Origin of the sequence: Actinotignum urinale DSM 15805 (assembly GCF_000420445.1) — a bacterium.
In the GTDB taxonomy this organism is placed as follows: domain Bacteria; phylum Actinomycetota; class Actinomycetes; order Actinomycetales; family Actinomycetaceae; genus Actinotignum; species Actinotignum urinale.
In genome coordinates this window covers 282,434-300,439 of the sequence record NZ_ATUY01000001.1, presented here as the reverse complement: position 1 = coordinate 300,439, position 18,006 = coordinate 282,434, and the positions used below count along the sequence as shown (strand labels likewise).

Sequence of the window (18,006 nt, the reverse complement as noted above, 5' to 3'; positions counted from 1 at the left end):
GCGCGTACTTATCCAGTAATTTTTGCCTTAAAATCCAGGAGTTTTAGTGCTCTCGGCGACTATCTGGGAAAGCACGAGTTTGGCGCACGGCAAAGCTATCCCGTTTCCCCACAGCTTGTATAACGCCCGGTCGGTTCCAGGATTGGTGAGCCAGGAGCGTACTTGGTTGCGGGTTTTAGGTTTTTTCAATCCTTGCGCCTTGGCCCAGCTGGCCCAGACCTGCCACCAGTAATCCAACTGTGAATCTGTAGGATCGCTGATTGCTAAATCCTGTGTCCAATCATCAGGGAATCCTTGTAGGCGGGCGCATTCGGTTGGGGTTAAGCGTCTCACGCGGTATTTGGGCATGCCAGGGTCAGTGACCAGGGGCGGCTCAGTCGAATCCGAAGCCAACAGAGCACCAGCGACATTCACGTTTCCTCGGCAGAAGAAGTCGGACTTTGATGCCGAGATGACATCGGGTTGCATGATGGCGATGCCGCCTTGGTTGCAGGTCGGAGAAACACCAGACGTATCGAGCGTCTTTGATACCTCGGTGGGATAACCGTACCTGCCTACTGCTGCGCCGCGTCCCTCATGCAACGCATTGAAACCGTAGGCGGTAGCGATGATGGGAGTATTGCCTCCGTCAGTGCCGTAACGAGCGGTCACGGTTGGTGCTATCTGGCATGGTCCGCCCACCCTGGCATCATGAGGATGATGGTCAAACAGTAGCGGCTCAATAATACTCTGGTCGTTACTGCATCCGAGCGTGCCCGAAAGGTTTGTTTGCACGAGCGGGCCTTTACCGCCGCCTGGTTTACCTGCCCGCATCCGCAAGGCGAACACATCTAAAGATTTGCTTGCCTCGTGAGTGCCTGCTCGAGGATTGGTGGGAGGGTTTTGCCTTTCACTGCAGCCCGGCGCAAGATCCCGGAACACGCGTTGGGGCTCAAAGAGTATTTGTCCGGCACGCCCGCTTGCAAAATCGCAGATAAGGTAGATTCTTTTGCGTCGTTGGGGCAGGCCGAAAAATTGCGCGTCCAATACTCGCCACGCAATACTCCATTGGTCTGCCACGATCGCTCCAGCTTTATGCCACTTTTGTACTCGAGGTAGGTCAGCCGCTGCCGTTTCGTCGACAACCGAGATGAGGTTTTGCAGGACGCTGTGGAAGTCTGCCCCTTTATTGCTTGAGAAGGCTCCGGGCACGTTTTCCCAAACAGCGAATCTTGGATATAGACCATGACTTGCCTTTCTCATTTCTCTGATGACTCTGACGGCTTGGTGAAACAAACCCGAGCGCTCGCCAGCTAAACCTGCCCTTTTACCTGCTACCGACAGGTCTTGGCAAGGAGAGCCAAACGTGACCACATCCACCGGCTCTAGCTGACTGCCGTCAATATCGCAGATGTCGCCTAGGTGTTGCATTTGCGGAAGGCGCGTGGTGGTGACCAGGATCGGGAAGGGCTCAATCTCGCTCGCCCACACAGGTTCGATACCAACCTTGGTGGCGGCGAGTGGGAAACCTCCCGAGCCATCAAAAAGCGAGCCAAGCCTTAAAGTTTGTGTCAAGGGTTAGCCTTTCTGCTTGGGGCGGTCGACCTCTTTGACTAGATCCAGGTAGGCGTACTGTTTGCCACCACGCTCACAGGTAATCCCTGCTGCGTCTCCGGTTGCTTCGGCATAGCGGCGCAGAATCACGGAAGCGTATTTCTCATCCAGCTCCATGCAATAGCAAGTGCGGTCAATAGCTTCTGCAGCCATCAGGGTCGAACCAGACCCAGCAAAAGTGTCGAGGATGATTGCGTTGGTTTGGGTGGAGTTACGAATCGGATAAGCCAACAGGTCTAGTGGCTTGGAAGTGGGGTGATCGGAATTCTTCCTCGGCTTGGCAAAATGCCACACCGTGGTTTGTTTGCGGTCTGCATACCAAGCGTGAGAGCCGTCTTTCTTCCACCCATACAGCACCGGTTCGTGCTGCCACTGATATGGGGAACGACCAAGTACGAGGGAGTCTTTGACCCAAATACAACAGCCCGACAGGTAGAAGCCAGCATCAAGAAACGCTTTACGGAAGTTGAGGCCTTCGGTGTCGGCGTGGAAAACATAGGCTGACCCGCCCTTATCTAGGGATGCCGCCATGTTGGTGAATGCAGCCAGCAGGAACTGGTAGAAGGTGTTGGCGTCTTGTTTGTCGCCTGCGATTTTCAGGCCGCTGTTCGATTTGAAGTCCACGTTGTAAGGCGGGTCTGTGACCACCAGATTAGCCTGTTTGCCATCCATCAAGGTTTCGACATCGGCCGGGTTCGTGGCGTCCGCGCACATTAGGCGATGCCTACCAACCCTCCAGATATCGCCTTTTTCGACAAAGGCTGCCGCTTCAAGGGTGGCGTTCAGGTCGAAGTTATCGTCCTCGATACTGTCGCCGTCAAGAGAACCTATCAACTGTTGTATTTCGGATTCGTCGAAACCGGTGAGTTCAACGTCGAAATCGGAAGCATCCAGGTCGGCTATGAGTAGGGCGAGTTTGGATTCATCCCAATCGCCACTGATCTTGTTTAGAGCAACATTTAAGGCTTTTTCGCGGGTTTCGTCTAGCTCAACGACCACGCAGTCCACCGTTTCGTATCCCAGATCGGCGAGTACTTTCAGACGCTGATGCCCACCTACAATATTTCCGGTGGTTTTGTTCCAGATGACTGGCTCCACATACCCAAACTCGCTCAGGGAGCGTTTGAGTTTGTCATAGTCCGCGTCGCCGGGTTGTAGGTCTTTGCGGGGGTTGTAGTCAGCTGGGGTGAGATCAGTTAGCGCTATTTGCTTGATGCGCATGGTTTTTCACCGCCTTGACAAGCTCACGGCTAGTAGTCCAGGTGTCTTCCCACTTGCGTGTGTAATCCCCGAAATGCCCATACGTCGAATAGCGCACATAGCCGGGTGCTCGCAGCCCAAACTGGTCGATGATTGCTGCTGGCCGAAGATTGAACACATCTCGAGCCGCAGCCGTGAGAATCTGGTCGGTGTATTGGCCGGTGCCGAGCGTGTCAATGCGGAAAGCGACCGGGTCGGCTTTACCAATCGCATAAGAAATACTCACTTGGCACTCTTCAGCTAGGTGCGCATCCACCACCGTCTTGGCGATCAAACGCGCCATATAAGCACCCGACCGGTCAACCTTCGACGGATCCTTACCGGAGAAAGCTCCACCACCATGAGAAGCTAGCCCGCCATAGGTGTCAACCATAAGTTTTCGACCGGTGAGTCCAGTGTCAGCTTTAGGACCACCCTCCACGAACCGCCCGGACGGGTTGATCAACACAACCGTGTCCGCATCTACCGGTAGATACCGCTGGCATGCTGGGCCAACAATCAGCGAAGTTATTTCACGTCGCAACACCTCAAAATCCTTGGATTTATCGTGCTGGACGGAAACCACCACCGTCTCTACGGCTTGCGGTTTTCCTGCGTCGTCGTAGCGCACCGAAACTTGTGCTTTACCATCCGAAAAGATCCCAGTAATGGTTCCTTGCTTGCGCGCGTCATCTAGCCGCTTACAAATCTCGTGGGCTAAAACAAGAGGCAACGGTAAACGCTCAGGAGTATCAGTGCAGGCATAACCGTAGACCGTACCTTGATCACCAGCCCCCTGAAGACAATAAGCAGACTCATCACCATGGCGAGCCTCTAAAGATGTGCTCACCCCGTCGTTAATATCGTTAGATTGACGCCGCACCCACACGTACACCAAAAATCTCCACGGCTTATAGCCAGCTGCAGTAAGTGCTGTGCGTACGCAATCACGCAAGTCCACACGAGCATTAGTGCTGATTTCACCAGTGACAATAATGCGTCGCCCAGTAGCCATGACCTCTACCGCGACGCGGGCGTTGGGATCGGCGTAGAGAATTTCGTCAAGAATCTGATCAGCAATTAAATCGCACAGTTTATCGGGGTGACCGATACACACTGCTTCAGCGCTGCGAACCATAGTCATAGGAATGCCCTTTCAGTAGAAAATCAAAAGAAACAAAAACTCCCCACCATGTCCAACGAAGAGTGGGGAGCAAAGATAGACAGGCGAACCCGAATCATGTGTGATACTGGAATACGTGCAAGACGAAACGAGTAAACCTAATCCGCCAGAACCTTCCGGCGGCAATGGTAAAGCCGTGGCCTATGGAATGATCGCCGGGATAATGACCGCCATAATCTTTCGGTTCATTATGGACGATAATGCCTTAGCGATAACTATTGGCACAGGAGTCGGAATCGCGCTAGGGGCAGGCTTCAGCGCAACAAAACGCCCCAAATAAGCTCAAAAACACTAGGACGCATCTACGAGTGTGCTTTCAACAACTGCTCCATAACCTCATCACCCGGAGCCGCACCCGAATAGTCACTAGTGCAGTTCGCCCGCACAATCTCAAAAATCTCATACCAATACACATTCGCCTGCTTACCAAAAGACTGGCTCATCGCAACAAACGGGGAAGCGATAGCAGCCCCCGTCGTCGGGTGCTTACCTAGCAAACCAAACTTGGAAATCGCCTGCTCACACTGCACATACCGGGCAAACGCCTGGGCGTAGGCCTCAATCAGACGCTTAGAAACAAACCTCGTGCAACCACGCTCATCAAGCCAGCGCCACGTCTCCCGATACACCAAATCAGCACCCAAGGGTTTGCCATCACGCTGAACCTCCGACAGATACTCAGACGGCTCCGGCATCACCTCACCAGCAAGCACCGCGCCCGCGCCAACATCTGCGCCCTCAAAATCAAAAAGGCGTCGCTAGCGGATCTTCCAAGCGAGTAGCAGGCATACCCTTAGCGAGTTTCTCATTGAGCGGGTCGGGTTTCGCGCCAGCCCTCACGCGCCGCCCACCGCGATTAGTTCCATCTTTCGCCATGAAATCTCGCCTCCTTCCAGGCGGTTAGCCCGGTGATGGAGGGCTTGCGGGTTGTACTGAACCCTGAAAGTTGGACGGTTATTTGTTCAGTTTTAGGGTTGGGGGTGTATTGTGCGTCCTGATAGTTCGTTGTCGGTGGAGCAGCGTGTGGCGGCTGTTGATTCGTTTGAGGCGGGGTATGGCTCTCGAGCGGTGGCTAGAAGGCTTGGGTTGCCGTTTCGGCCGGTGAATCTTCTTTATGACAGGTGGGCTCTCCATGGGAGAATGGCGCTTGTGGCACGTGATACGAAAGCTGTTTACTCGTGGGAGTTCAAGCGCTCGATTGTTGCTCGTTTTCTTGCTGGTGAGAGTGCGAGGCAGTTGGCGGCAGAGTTCAATTTTTCTTCGTCTGATCTCGTGTATTCCTGGGTGCGGGTGTGGCGTTTGGCTGGCGATGAGGGCTTACGCCCGAAAAGGCGTGGCAGGAAGCCGAAAACGCTGATTGCTAGCCCTGATCCCGAGAGGAGCGCGAGGGTTGTAGATGCTGCGTTGATTGAGGAGAATACGCGGTTAAAAGCACAGGTAGCGTATTTGAAAAAATTACGAGATCTGAGGGATCAGGGGCAAGGCTGAAAACTCGTGTGGTTGCCACTCTCAGATCTAAATACCCGTTACCGGTACTGTTACAGGTAGCCAATCTGGCGCGATCAACGTTCTATTATCATCTCAAGCGTATGCAGTCTCCGGATCGGCATGCTCGGTTAAAACAGACGATTCGGAAGATTTTCGATAAAAGCCATCAGCGTTATGGTTATCGCCGGGTTCGGCTTCAGCTGCTGCGTGATGGGTGGTGTGTGTCGCGCAAGCTTGTTGCTAAGCTGATGAGGTAGCTCGGTTTACGCTCTAAAACGAGGAAACGTAAGTGTTACAACTCTTACCGCGGTACAACGTCACGTCGGGCTGATAATCATTTAGATCGGCGGTTTGCCACGGAAAAGCCGAATCAACAGTGGGTCTCCGATATTACCCAGTTCCAGATCTCGGGGCAGAAGCTGTATTTGTCTCCGGTGATGGATTTGTGTGATCATTCGATTCTTGCTCACACTCTTTCGGTGTCTCCTACAACGAAAGTGTCCGCGTTGAGCCTGAAAAGGGCTTTTCGTGTAGCGGGTGATCCTGAAGGTGTTCTTGTTCATACTGATCAGGGCTACCATTATCAGCACCAGTCATGGATCAGTCAGCTAGTTGAGCATCAATGCGTTCAATCCATGAGCCGTAAGGGCAATTGTTACGATAACTCCGTGATGGAGAACTTCTTTTCTCACTTGAAAGAAGAAATGTTCAAAAATGACTCATTCGTTTCCATCAGGGAGCTGCGCGCAGCGATTGACGAGTACATACAGTGGTACAACACTGAGCGTATGCAAGAACGGCTCGGAGGGATGACTCCAAACGAATACCGGCAACACGCACTAACCACCATCGGATAGAATCACACTGTCCAAGAATTGGGGTTCAGTACATTCGCAATTTCCTTTTCATTTTCTCTCCTTTTTCTAACTCGATTGCTTATTTTTCCAAAGTTTCAAGAATTCGTTCACTACAAAATCAGCAAAATCTTTGTCATTAACGTTTCCTGAATGTTCATACCAAGGAACTTCGTTTAGTCCTTTTTTCATCACATCAAATAACTGCTGATGAGCTTCAGGGTCATACCATTTAGCATCAGCACCATTAGAGTAAGCACTCAGCCCACCGAGTGGAAATACAACAGCAGTATTTTCAAAGTTACATATTCTTTGGGTCAGTTCCTCACCTAAAAGAACTAATTCATCCGCATTGCATTTTACGGCACACACAGTATCATTGTGCGGAACACAAAGCCTATCTTCAGAACGATATTTCTCAGGAATTTCATTAACTGGCCCAAAATTTAAATTATCCAGCGCGCCAGGAACTATTACCTGAGGTATTTTTTTCTTTCCTGCAGACGTGAACCGGGTATCATCAGATGGAAATATCCCACCAAACAGCTGATCAGTTAATTCTGCAACAGTGTAGTCAATGACACCATCGATGTATCCATCTTCAATTAGCTTTTCCATGGATTTCCCGCCGGCGCCAGTCGCGTGAAAGACAGCAACCTCAAATCCTTTGGACTCTAATTGCTGCCGAATCTCCATGACTCCCGGCGTGGTTATACCGAACATGGTCATAGCAATCAGTGGCTTATTATGAACATTCGGCGTATCCATATCGCGCTCATATTTAATTGCCATTCCAACTATGGCTGCGGAGGCATTGGAAATTATTCGTTCAGAGAATTTATTAATTCCCATGATGTCAGTCACCGAATACATCATGGTCAAATCTGTCGAGCCAACATAATGGCTTACATCGCCAGCCATCATGGTTGATAGCAATAGTTTTGGAAACCCAATGGGAAGTTCATGAACTATTTCACTAAACATATTGGTGGCACCACTGCCACCCATCCCCATAGCGCCATGATAATTTCCAGAAGCGATCAACTGTTTGACTAATGGTATTGCAGCGTCAGTCATAACCTTTACATTTTTAACACGATCTTCACTGGCGCCTGTCCTCAAGGATTCTATGTCAATACCAGATCTTGTCAAAATATCTCGATTACTAAAATCAGCGAAATCTGGGCTTTCTTTTAAGATGCCTATGTCTAATACATCCACATCACAACCCAATGATTCTGCGCATTCTTTAGCGAAGAGAAATTCGTCTTTTTTGGTGTCTAAAGTACCTATTAAAAGAATTTTTGCCATTTTCACTCTTTAATATTTTATATTTGCAAATTCAGCAATCTTTTGACTTACAGCAGTATTTATCGGCACTCTTTCACCAGTCGAGCCGGTGATATAGCCATCAGCACCCGTTTCCCTCAGCGCTTTCTGGACTGTCGTAACGTCAGCCAACGGCCCTCCGTGAGCAAGCACCGGAACACTCGAATTTTGACGTTTAACGCTGACAACAATCTCATCAAGCACACGAATAGCGTCATCAAGAGATAAGTTTGGCGAGCCACCGGCGGAAGATCCCGCCGTGACACCGCCCACCATGGCGCCTATGACGTCACACCCGCAGTCTATTAATTGTAAGGCCTCGGAGGGATTGAATGCATACCCTAAGGTGTACATACCTCTTTTTGACGCACCAGCAATTAGCTCAAGCTCTTTATTAAAACCTAATCCCGCCTGTTCCAAATGCCCTCTAAGATCCTGAGAATACATTCCTATAAAGGGTTCGTTTGCAACTCCGTGCAAGCCTAATGACTCAACCTTGTCTAGTAACTTTTCCACGGGGTCTCGAGGGTCATGCGCCCCCAAACCAATTAGTACCGGAGTACCGCCTGTAGCTGCAGCTTTAACTTGGGGCGCCAACTTGAATGATAAATCATTACAATTGTCATAGGGCAAAAACGCAAGAGCAGTCGGTAAACCTAAAATCCTATAGGCCGCAGTGTTGTACGTGACAATAATATCTGCCCCACCCTCACAGGCCGCTTTGGCAGAAATACCAGAACCAACCCCGGCAATTACTATTGCCTGCCTAGATTCCATTTTATTTTGCAAACGTTGGGCGATTGAAATCATTATTAAAATCCGATCTATGGTGTGGGGAATATGGATATCCCATATTCCCCACACTAAATTAGCTAGGAATTAGCGGAGCTTCAGCGAACGGAATTCCTCAATACATTCTTTAATTGCGCGTTCAACTGGCAGTCTTTCGACAGAAGATGCGCCAATGAATCCATCCACATCAGTTCTGTCAAAGCAATACTGAACATTTTCCGGATAGTCGAAAGGACCACCGTGGCAAACAACCAAAATGTCTGGGTTAACCTTCTTTGCAGCCTCTAAAATTGACTGAGTACGCTTGCAGGCTTCATCAAGGGACTTAGCTGACCCAGCGCCGATAGTGCCACCAAGAGTTAGCCCAACATGCGCACCGATGAGATCGGCGCCAGCCTCTGCCATGGCCACAGCCTCTTCAGGGCTAAATGCGTAAACCGCAGTGAAAATATCCTTGGCATCACACTTACGGACAAGCTCGACTTCTTCTGGATACCCCAAATTTGTGGCATCAATTTGCTTTCTAAACTCACCATCATAAAGCCCAGTTGTTGGAACATTGGTGATACCACTGAATCCCATGGCCATCATTTGATCTATTAAGCGATCAATGTCGCGGTAAGGATCTGCAGCACCTATGCCACCGATAAGCGGAGTATCTTTAATTACCTTCAAAAGATGCTCGCCTAAATCCAAGGTCATTTGATTAGAGTCACCGTATGCTAAATAGCCGGATAAAGATCCATGGCCATCCATACGAAATGGACCGGTATTGTAGCCCATAATTAGATCAATGCCGGCACGATCTGCAATTTTCGCCACTAGACCAATACCCGCACCACCAATTACAATTGGCTCTCTTTTTTCACGTTTTTCGTTAAGTCGTTTACGGATAGTTTGTCGATCAAATCTCATTTGAACACCTTCTCAAAAAAAGTTCCCGCCTTCTTGCGGAACTTGTTTCATACTAACCAAACTGCACACCAATAAGCAACAATCATATTGTTAAACGATTTATTTTTCTGAACAAAATACCGCGCAATCGCCCGCTGCCAGCTCACGCTCTTAGCAGAAGTTAATCGTTTAGATTCCAGATTTGGTATTTGACTAGTGCACTTTGATCCGACCCGTTAATTAAACGAAACACATTAAAGGTTCGTTGCGAAGCCATTCACAATTCGTTCCATGCTATGCTGTTTCGCTGATTTTTTACTAATGGGCGTGCTGCAGCTGCATCAGCCTTCAATCGATCTTTAGCACCACGCAGAACCTAAGTCTTCAGTATCATGGCCAATCTCTGGCAGAGCGTCTTGTGTAGTTGGATAGCTGTCGCAATATCTATCTTGGTTTATCTTGGTCGTTATTGTCTGGGGTGAACCTGCAGAGGGAACGTATAGCCCAGATCTCTTCAGGTACTTATAAATTTGACAATAAAATTTAAGGTGCCTTCATACCGGCCTGAATGATAAAGTGATTCGACACGCGGGCAATGGCTTAATGCGAATGCGCACAAGATGGGTGTGGGCAGATGCAGCCGCCTTGAGCCGCGCGAACCCGGACGAAACCAGCCCGCAGAACACTAGTTCGGCTACACCAGACCCGAGTGTGATGCCGCCTAGCACTCAGTCACCCTCCCCCGGCTCGTCCTCGAGCGGAACCAGCATCCCGAATCCCTCGGACAGCGTGGACATAACACATCTACTAGTCAACGACCCCGAGCTATCTCTTGACGGCCAGCCGCTGACCCCCGGCGAAGACGGTCGATACCCCGTACACACAGACACCCCCACCAACGGCGACTGCATTTCAAAGAAAATCCGGACGACCCGAACGGTCAAATGCCGAGCGGCATAGATTTGTTCTACAAGTTTCCAGCAGGGCTTCAGGCTTACGCTGACCAAGAGGGCACTTTTACTATAGAAACCGACGCGGGCCCAGTAAATAACAACACATTCAAAATTAAGGACAACGCACTGCACGTAAAGCTGGCCAATCACTCTGCCCTGACAGCCTCACAACAAGCCGAGTTTTATGTGTCAGTTGACATGAAGTTCGCCAAAGACGCCAGCGATATTCCGCTGAAGCCGGATATCACGTTAACGGTGACTATCTCCAATGACCCGAATTTAACCATCACCAAGACAGCTAGCCATGATTTCGCCGCTGACAAGGTGTTTTACACGCTCGTCGTGAAACCAATTGACACTAATGAACACATCGAGATAGCTGACCAAATATCGGGCGAAGACAGCGTGTTAACGTTGGACACTGGCCCCAAGAGCATTAAGGTCACGTCGACGAACAAGAAAGCGCCGAAACCGGGCGTGCCCAGGGCAATGTTGTTGTGGATGGTGTCGCGAATAAGCTGTGCATCTTGCAGGACGAATGCGACCGTCGAATACAACACATCCTGGGAAATGCTCTTTAGACCAACCCCGCCGATGGTGATCGTGCCAGCGTCCGGGTCATCGAAGCGGGCAATCAAACTCGCCAACGTCGACTTCCCCGCACCCGACGGGCCAACCAGCGCGGTCACCGTGCCTGCCGGAATGCTCAGGTTCACCTCGTCTAATGCCTGGGTGTCGTCATAGGCATACGACACACCCCGAATCTCGATATCATGACCGTGTGGTGTCTGTGGCGCATCGGGCTGACTCAACGCCGGTAGCTCCATGACGTTCACCAGCCTCACTGCCGCAGACCCTGCGAGCTGGTACGACCAGGCGATGGTTGCGACTGTCATCAACGCTCCCGGCAGCACCAAGGCGATCAACGTCGTCGTTATCACCTCGTAGATGCTCACCCAACCGGCGTTCATCATCAACGCACCACCGCCAAGGTTCACGATCAACAACACCGGGATCGACACCCACGAAAATGAGGCGACCGCCATCGACACCAACGGCATACACCACGCTCGGTAGAACTTGGAAAACTCGTTAGCTGCATCTAAATAGGCTTTATGTGCTTGGCCGACCTTGCCGAACGCTTTCACCACTGAGATACCGGCCACGAACTCGGCCATCGTTGCCGAAACCTGAGCGAGCTTGGTGTCCATTTGTGCGGTCTTCTCGTTCATCCCACGCATCGACATGCCATACATGCCCACATAGATCGGAATCGTCGCAATCGACAGCAACGCGAGTCGCCAATCCACCACAAAGGCATACATCAGCAAGGCGAGCGGGGATACGATCGCGTTCAGTTTCTCGATCGGCCCGTGCGCGATCACTGTGTGCACCGTGGCCGTATCATCCTGAATGGTCTTGCGGATCTTACCCTCACCCTCGCGGGTAAACCACGACAGCGGAGCAGTCGACATTCGGGCGGCAATTTGGCGGCGCATTTGATTACGCAACGACAGGTCAATAAAATGCGTCACGCCCAATGCAACAAAATATAAGGTCAACCGGGCCATGTATGCGCTGACGAGGAGCATGACGATCCAGTTCACTCGCGCCGGGTCCACCTGGTCTTGCATCAGTTCTGTTCCCAGCTCCACCAAAGCCACATAGGGTGCGATAGCCAACACCCCGGAGGCGAACGCTAAGACCTGCGCGATAAACAGTTTGCCTTTCACCGGCTGCGATAGCTGACGGATCGCGTTCTGGCCAGCGACAGATTTTTCCTTCGCGGATCCATACTCGCCTTCAACAACCTGATCCGTTACACTATCGTTCACGTAAACACCATCCTTATTAGATAAGGCTAACCTTACTTTATTTCTGGGAAGTGTGCCTAACCGCGCACGTCAACCGATACGAGCATCACACTTTCAGGGCAATCCTCACCTGTTCACCGTCGCGCTACTGCAGGGATGTTCGTCTGCGTATTTGTGGTTGCATTACCATACTGTGTATTTGTATTTCGTGTTCGCCGCCCACGTTTTACGCCCATACCATGCACCACACCGAGCACACTTGAGCCGGGTGGAGAACAAGCCGACCTTCGCTGAAGAAATGTTGCCATGGCGGGTGGCGAGCTCGTATTGCACCTGATCCCAGATGCGCGGAGCAATAATCGGCTCATGATTACCTGTTACGTAGTATTGGGGTATTTTCCGCTCGGGTGGTGCATTGCTCGTCGTCCCAATAGGCAAGGAATGAATCGAGCAGGATAATATTGTGAGGTGACCAGGAATATTGTGAGGGGGATAGGATTGGTGGAAAAGTCGATGGCGCAAATGTTCATGTGGAAAGCCCTCGGCAGAGCCCACGGTATGGGCAGAACGCCGGAAAATCCTCGGCAGAGCCCACGGTATGGGCAGAACGCCGGAATAATCCTCGCCCTCCGTATACTTCAGGGCAATGATTGAGGTACTAAGCGGGGTTTGCATCAAGCCCCCTCGAGAAAATAGCGAAAAGTAGGATTTATGGTGGCTACGGAATCAACGGAACCAACGGAACCAACTGAACCAACTGAGAAGAAGGCTACTGGCCAGGTGGCGCAAGGCCATGGCTCGGAACATACCGGACTACATCGGAGACTCACCAGCGCACAGGTGTCGATGATTGGCCTTTCCGGCGCGCTGGGAACGGGACTGTTCTTAGGCTCCGGCTCCACAATTTCCCTCGCCGGGCCAGGCACCGTAATAAGCTACATTCTGGCAGGCACACTAGCGCTTGGAATCGTGTGGGCGCTGGCGGAAATGGTGTCTGTACATCCGGTACCCGGCGGGCACGGCGCAATTGCTGGCGCATATCTGGGACGATTGGGCGGTTTCGTGGCCCGATGGAATTTCGGAATCCAGTCTTTCGTGGCCGTGGGGGCCGAAGTTGTTGCTACCGCTACCTACCTGCAGCATTGGTTCCCCGGACTTTCGCTAGGGGCAGGAACCGTGTTGTGTTCCCTGTTCGTTGTGGGCCTGAATTTGGCTACTGTGCGTTTGTATGGCACCAGCGAATATTGGTTTTCCATGATTAAAGTGGTTTCCATCGTCGTATTCATATTGTTGGGTCTTTCTTTGATTTTCTTCGGCTGGCCTAGCTCAAATCCGCCCACGGGTGCACATAATCTGATTGCTTACGGCGGGCTTTTCCCGAACGGTTTTACTGGCGTGCTACTGGCTGCCTGCATAGCCGTATTTAGCTTTGGCGGGATTGAGAATTCTTCGGCTGGCGCTGCCGAATCCGAGCATCCTGAACGCGACATTCCGAGAGCAGCAAGAAACATGATCTGGCGCCTGCTCATTTTCTACATCCTGGCAGTGGGCGTGATTGTGACGATGCAGCCCTGGACGCAAACGGCAGCATCAGGATCCACCCTGGAATCTTCTCCTTTCGTGAAGGCGCTAGACAGCGCCGGGATCCACGCGGCTGGTCACATTATGAATGCGATTTTGATCGCGGCGGCGCTATCAGCTGCAAACGGATGCCTCTATGCTTCCTCACGAATGTTCCATTCACTCGCCTTGGACGGTATGGCCCCTGCTTTTGCCGGCAAAACTAGCCACAGCGGGGCACCACGCGGGGCGGTTATCTTTGCGTCGATAGGAATGGTGGCCGCCTCCCTTATCGCAATTTTTTCAGCGAAGGTAGCGTTTGGATACCTAATGGGCGCGGTTATTTTGGCTATTTTGATTACCTGGATTGTGGTGTTTTTGACGCATATTCGTTTCCGTGCCGTGCGTAAAGCTACCGGCTTGGGCATTCCCAAAGCCCACCTGTGGGGCGCACCGTTTACCGCCTGGTTCGGAATTGCGGCCTGCCTTGCCGTGTTTATTTCCCTCTACTGGCTTATGCCCAATGTGTGGATTGCGGGGCCGCCCTATTTGTTGATTCTTTTTGGCGCCTACTGGTTGGCACGACGGTTTGGGAACATACCTCCGGCCGTCAAGCCTGAAGAACTGCCACGGATTGGTTAGTAAGGTATTGGCTAGTAATGGACTAACCGCTACTAGGAATTTCTAGTAAAGGACTAACCGCCATTAAGGGGTGGTTGGTACTGGACTGACCACTTCTAAGGATTGGCTAGTAATGCTAAAACCCGCTACTTTTCAGTAGCGGGTTTTCTTTATCGGTGCGGACTTCCACAAATGCAGTGTCCCAAATGCAGTGTCCCAAAATTTGAAACGAAACCCCGGAAAATCAACAAAAACAAGCTTCCGCAACACAAAAACCAAAAACTTGTGGAAGTCAGGTGTCGGCCAAGAGCACACCACTCCGTACCTAAGCAACATCGCTTTACCACGTATATTTCCAAACGCTCGCCACACGGTTTTCACACGTTACGCATCAATCCCCAGCTCGCGCCTCAAGCACGCCAGCCCATTTGGCCGATTCACCCGTCAATGCCTAACTCGCGCCTCAAGCGCGCCACATGCCCTCTCGCCCTCACATTGTAGTGAGCGGCTACCACACGGCCGTCTTTGCCCACAACAATCGTCGAACGAATAACGCCCTCATATTCCTTGCCATAGTTCTTTTTTGTCCCCCATGCACCCCAGGCGTCCATTACTTCATGGTTCTCATCTGAAGCCAACACGTAATTCAAGGAATATTTTTCGGCAAAGGACACCAGCTTCTCGACCGAATCCGGGGACACCCCAACAACCGTGTACCCCGTGGACGCAAACGAATTCAGATTATCCCGAAAATCGCAGGCCTGCGTTGTACACCCGGGCGTCATTGCTCGCGGATAAAAATACACGATAACACCCCGCTCTGCTTGCTGGGTGGCGTGCCTCAACGTCACGTCACCTTCCGGGGTGGAAAGCGTAAAATCAGGGGCTTCCTCGCCCACGCCCAAACGCTTATTTTCAGCCATTATGTAACCTCCAGTTCCAAAAAAATCGCCCTGTTTTATGTAGGGTAGCGTTCTTCTCTTTTGTACGACGACGATACGCGTCACCGTCGTCGTACATTTTTACACTCACGGTACGCAACGCATTACGCGGCGTAGAGATTGAGTAAGGCAATGTACCACCTAATAGTTTATTCTCAGTAGCGCAGGCGACACGATTGAATAATGTAGAGCGTATTCTCCAATTCTATGTTGCCTTCCAGGAACATCCAATATTGGAGTGCGAATCCGACGAGTCCGATCAGCATGAATCCGGGGCGGAATTTTCCCCTTAATTGGAGAGGTAATTCGGGGGCTTGATAACCGGCTGGAACCTTGGGCGCCACATATTTTTATGTCTTGTTAGGCGTCCGCGTGGTCTGTGGCGGGCGGGGTTGGGGAGTTGCTGTTTGTGTTGGGTGGGGATGTGGGATTTTAGTTTGCGGGTGTGGTGCGCACGGGGTGTTGCCTGTTCGCCTTGGTGCGCGGGTGTGGTGTTTACTTGCGTTCGCGAACGGGGTATTCGCTCAAAATGGAGATGCGGTTGAAGGCGTTAATTGTTACGGCAAGCCATTGGGCGTAGGCGAATTGTTCGTCACCCAAAACTTCTTGAGCTGCGTCTAATTCTCGGTGGGATTCGGCCGTGAGTGGGGTGCGTGTTGCGGTTTCCGCGACGGCGATAATGGCGCGCTCACGTTCGGAGAAAATGGTTGCCTCGCGCCACGCGGCGAGGAGGTCCAGCTTTTGCCCCGAAACACCGATTTTGCGGGCATCTGCGGTGTGAACATTGAGGCAGTAGGCGCAGGCATTAATTTGCGAGGCGCGAACCTTAATAAGTTCGGTTTCTTCGGGCGTTAAACCAGCCGCAATTGCTTCGGATGTGACGTTCGCGGATAGCGCGAGTAAAGCCTTGAAAGTATCGGGTGAAATTTTATCTAAATAGGGTTTACGTGAACTCATGTTCATAAAACATGCGTGCCACCTATTTTATTCCTGCTCGAAGGTCCCGTGTCTATTTTCACCGTTCTCTTAGCGTAAAAATCTCGCGTTAGCCTGAGTCGAAGCCGTATAATTGGTGGGTATGCCTTCACGTGAGTGAAAGGTGATGTCAGTGGGCACAACGCCCTTAACCGGGCATGTGCCCCTTGTTTATATGACTGGAGAAAATGTGAAGAGCTCCTACGAACAGCTCGAACCAACACGTGTGAAAATTGCCGTCGAGGTTCCTTTTGAAGATTTTAAGCCACAGATTGACAAGGCTGCTAAAGAAATCGGCAACCAGGTTCAAATCCCCGGTTTCCGTCGTGGGCACGTGCCTGCCCGCGTGCTTGAAGCACAGTTTGGCCGCGGAGCCATCGTCGAACAGGCAATCAATGATTCTATGGACGATTACTACCGTGTTGCCCTGGAAGAAAACAAGCTCACCCCGCTTGGACGCCCTGAAGTAACCGATATTGAAGGCCCCTACGAAAAGGGTGAAGATAAGCCGTTAACCTTTAACGTAACCGTCGATGTTCGCCCCGAGATTGTTATCCCGAACCCTGCGGACATGACCTTTACCGTTGAGAACGCCGTCGATACCGAAAAGGCTGCTGAAGAACGCCTCGTTGCACTTCAGGAACGTTTCGCAACATTGAAGGATGTTGAACGCGAAGCTGGCGAAAAGGACACCGTTACCATCGATCTAGTCGCCACTATTGACGGTGAAGAGGTGGATTCCGCGTCCGGTATTTCCTATCGTATCGGCGACGGAAACATGCTTGACGGCCTCGATGATGCCATTATGGGCAAGAAGGCCGGGGAAACCGTAACGTTTACCACCAAGCTTGCTGGCGGGGAACACGAAGGTAAAGACGCTGACGTCACCGTCACCGTGAATAAGGTTCAGGAATCTGAACTTCCGGAAGCCGACGACGATTTCGCTCAGGAAGCCTCCGAATTCGACACCATCGAAGAACTGCGTGAAGATCTTGCGAAGAAGGCAAAGGAAGCAGCCATTCAGGCCCAGGCAACTCAAGCGCGTAGCCTTATGCTCGAAAAGTTCCGTGAAGTTATTGACGTTCCGCTTTCGGATCGCATTATTAACGCACAGGTGGATGCACACTTGGAAAGCGAAGGCAAGGAAGGCGATCTGGAACACGCCAAGGATATTCGCGACGATCTTGCTAACGGCTTGCGTGAACAGATCATTCTTGACGTTCTTACCGAAAAATTCGGCATTAACGTTGAGCAGGACGAACTGTTCAACTTTATGATCCAGCAGTCTCAGATGTATGGCATGGATCCCCAGCAGTTTATTAGCTTGGTTGCTCAGCGCAACGAAATTCCGGCGTTCGCTAACCAGCTTCGCCAGGGCAAGGCGTTAATCGCGGCACTGCGTTACACCAATGTTGTGGATAAGGATGGCAACAAGGTTGATATTATTGCTGCCGTTGGTGAAAAGCCCGAAAATGAGCTCGTACCCGAATTTGGTGTAGCGACGGCAAAACCTGTAGCTAAGCCTGCAAAGAAGGCAGCCGCAAAGAACGACGCTGGCGAAAAGGAAGCCGATAAGGCTAGCAACACCGGCGATTTCGACCCCTCCACCAAGAAGGTCGACGAAGTTCTTGCCTACGCCGAAAGTGCAGATAAGGCAGAAGTTGCCCGCGTTCTCGAAGCAGAAAAGGCTGGAAAAGGCCGTAAAACACTGATTTCCAAGCTCGAAGCTCTCGCCTAAACAAAACGCGGTAGCCGGCAAAATTCAAAGCT

General features: G+C 51.3%; 14 protein-coding genes and 2 pseudogenes. 5 read left to right on the top strand and 11 right to left on the bottom strand.

What is annotated here, in order from left to right; all coding sequences use genetic code 11:
* Positions 1–27 precede the first annotated feature (27 nt).
* The 4 genes and pseudogenes from dcm to G445_RS09060 form a co-directional block, all read right to left on the bottom strand.
* Complete coding sequence (dcm, locus tag G445_RS0101325) at positions 28–1,554, bottom strand: DNA cytosine methyltransferase (protein WP_022865777.1); 1,527 nt, start codon at positions 1,552–1,554, stop codon at positions 28–30.
* 3 nt (positions 1,555–1,557) lie between these two features.
* The gene (locus G445_RS0101320; RefSeq protein ID WP_022865776.1) at positions 1,558–2,814 is read right to left on the bottom strand and encodes a site-specific DNA-methyltransferase; all 1,257 of its coding nucleotides are present in this window, start codon (positions 2,812–2,814) and stop codon (positions 1,558–1,560) included.
* On the bottom strand, positions 2,786–3,976 hold the full coding sequence (gene metK / locus G445_RS0101315) for a methionine adenosyltransferase (RefSeq protein ID WP_022865775.1): 1,191 nt from the start codon (positions 3,974–3,976) through the stop codon (positions 2,786–2,788). Before metK ends, G445_RS0101320 begins: the two co-directional genes overlap by 29 nt.
* 341 nt (positions 3,977–4,317) lie before the next feature.
* A pseudogene (locus G445_RS09060) lies at positions 4,318–4,891 on the bottom strand (P27 family phage terminase small subunit).
* 111 nt (positions 4,892–5,002) lie between these two features.
* On the opposite strand from G445_RS09060, the gene G445_RS0101300 reads away from it, so the two are divergent.
* The 3 genes and pseudogenes from G445_RS0101300 to G445_RS11615 form a co-directional block, all read left to right on the top strand.
* Positions 5,003–5,503, top strand: coding sequence for a helix-turn-helix domain-containing protein (locus G445_RS0101300; RefSeq protein ID WP_022865773.1), 501 nt, complete (start codon positions 5,003–5,005; stop codon positions 5,501–5,503).
* A 101-nt stretch (positions 5,504–5,604) separates the two neighbouring features.
* Positions 5,605–5,760, top strand: a complete 156-nt coding sequence (locus tag G445_RS12025) for an IS3 family transposase (protein WP_156825511.1) — start codon at positions 5,605–5,607, stop codon at positions 5,758–5,760.
* Between the two features lie 15 nt (positions 5,761–5,775).
* Positions 5,776–6,360: pseudogene (locus G445_RS11615) on the top strand (IS3 family transposase); the annotation flags it as partial.
* A 66-nt stretch (positions 6,361–6,426) separates the two neighbouring features.
* Here G445_RS11615 and G445_RS0101290 read toward each other — a convergent pair.
* From G445_RS0101290 to G445_RS11860, 5 genes are all read right to left on the bottom strand, one after another.
* Complete coding sequence (locus tag G445_RS0101290; protein WP_026420850.1) at positions 6,427–7,668, bottom strand: Tm-1-like ATP-binding domain-containing protein; 1,242 nt, start codon at positions 7,666–7,668, stop codon at positions 6,427–6,429.
* A gap of 9 nt (positions 7,669–7,677) precedes the next feature.
* Entirely contained in the window at positions 7,678–8,496 is an 819-nt protein-coding gene (locus G445_RS0101285; RefSeq protein ID WP_156825509.1) for a phosphoenolpyruvate hydrolase family protein, read from the bottom strand.
* Between the two features lie 69 nt (positions 8,497–8,565).
* Positions 8,566–9,393 (bottom strand): phosphoenolpyruvate hydrolase family protein, encoded by an 828-nt coding sequence (locus G445_RS0101280; RefSeq protein ID WP_022865770.1) that lies wholly within the window; start codon positions 9,391–9,393, stop codon positions 8,566–8,568.
* 1,261 nt (positions 9,394–10,654) lie between these two features.
* Positions 10,655–12,160: an ABC transporter ATP-binding protein gene (locus tag G445_RS09050; RefSeq protein ID WP_022865769.1), complete on the bottom strand. Its 1,506-nt coding sequence runs from the start codon at positions 12,158–12,160 to the stop codon at positions 10,655–10,657.
* A 162-nt stretch (positions 12,161–12,322) separates the two neighbouring features.
* On the bottom strand, positions 12,323–12,814 hold the full coding sequence (locus G445_RS11860; RefSeq protein WP_306718255.1) for a hypothetical protein: 492 nt from the start codon (positions 12,812–12,814) through the stop codon (positions 12,323–12,325).
* A gap of 36 nt (positions 12,815–12,850) precedes the next feature.
* Here G445_RS11860 and G445_RS09045 point away from each other — a divergent pair, with 36 nt between their 5' ends.
* Entirely contained in the window at positions 12,851–14,341 is a 1,491-nt protein-coding gene (locus tag G445_RS09045; protein WP_022865767.1) for an amino acid permease, read from the top strand.
* Between the two features lie 416 nt (positions 14,342–14,757).
* On the opposite strand, the gene bcp is transcribed toward G445_RS09045, so the two are convergent.
* Both bcp and G445_RS0101250 read right to left on the bottom strand, forming a co-directional pair.
* A complete protein-coding gene (gene bcp, locus G445_RS0101260; protein ID WP_022865766.1) occupies positions 14,758–15,243 on the bottom strand; it encodes a thioredoxin-dependent thiol peroxidase in 486 nt (161 codons plus the stop codon).
* Between the two features lie 513 nt (positions 15,244–15,756).
* A complete protein-coding gene (locus tag G445_RS0101250) occupies positions 15,757–16,224 on the bottom strand; it encodes a carboxymuconolactone decarboxylase family protein (RefSeq protein WP_022865764.1) in 468 nt (155 codons plus the stop codon).
* Between the two features lie 145 nt (positions 16,225–16,369).
* Here G445_RS0101250 and tig point away from each other — a divergent pair, with 145 nt between their 5' ends.
* The gene (gene tig / locus G445_RS0101245) at positions 16,370–17,974 is read left to right on the top strand and encodes a trigger factor (RefSeq protein ID WP_022865763.1); all 1,605 of its coding nucleotides are present in this window, start codon (positions 16,370–16,372) and stop codon (positions 17,972–17,974) included.
* Positions 17,975–18,006 lie beyond the last annotated feature (32 nt).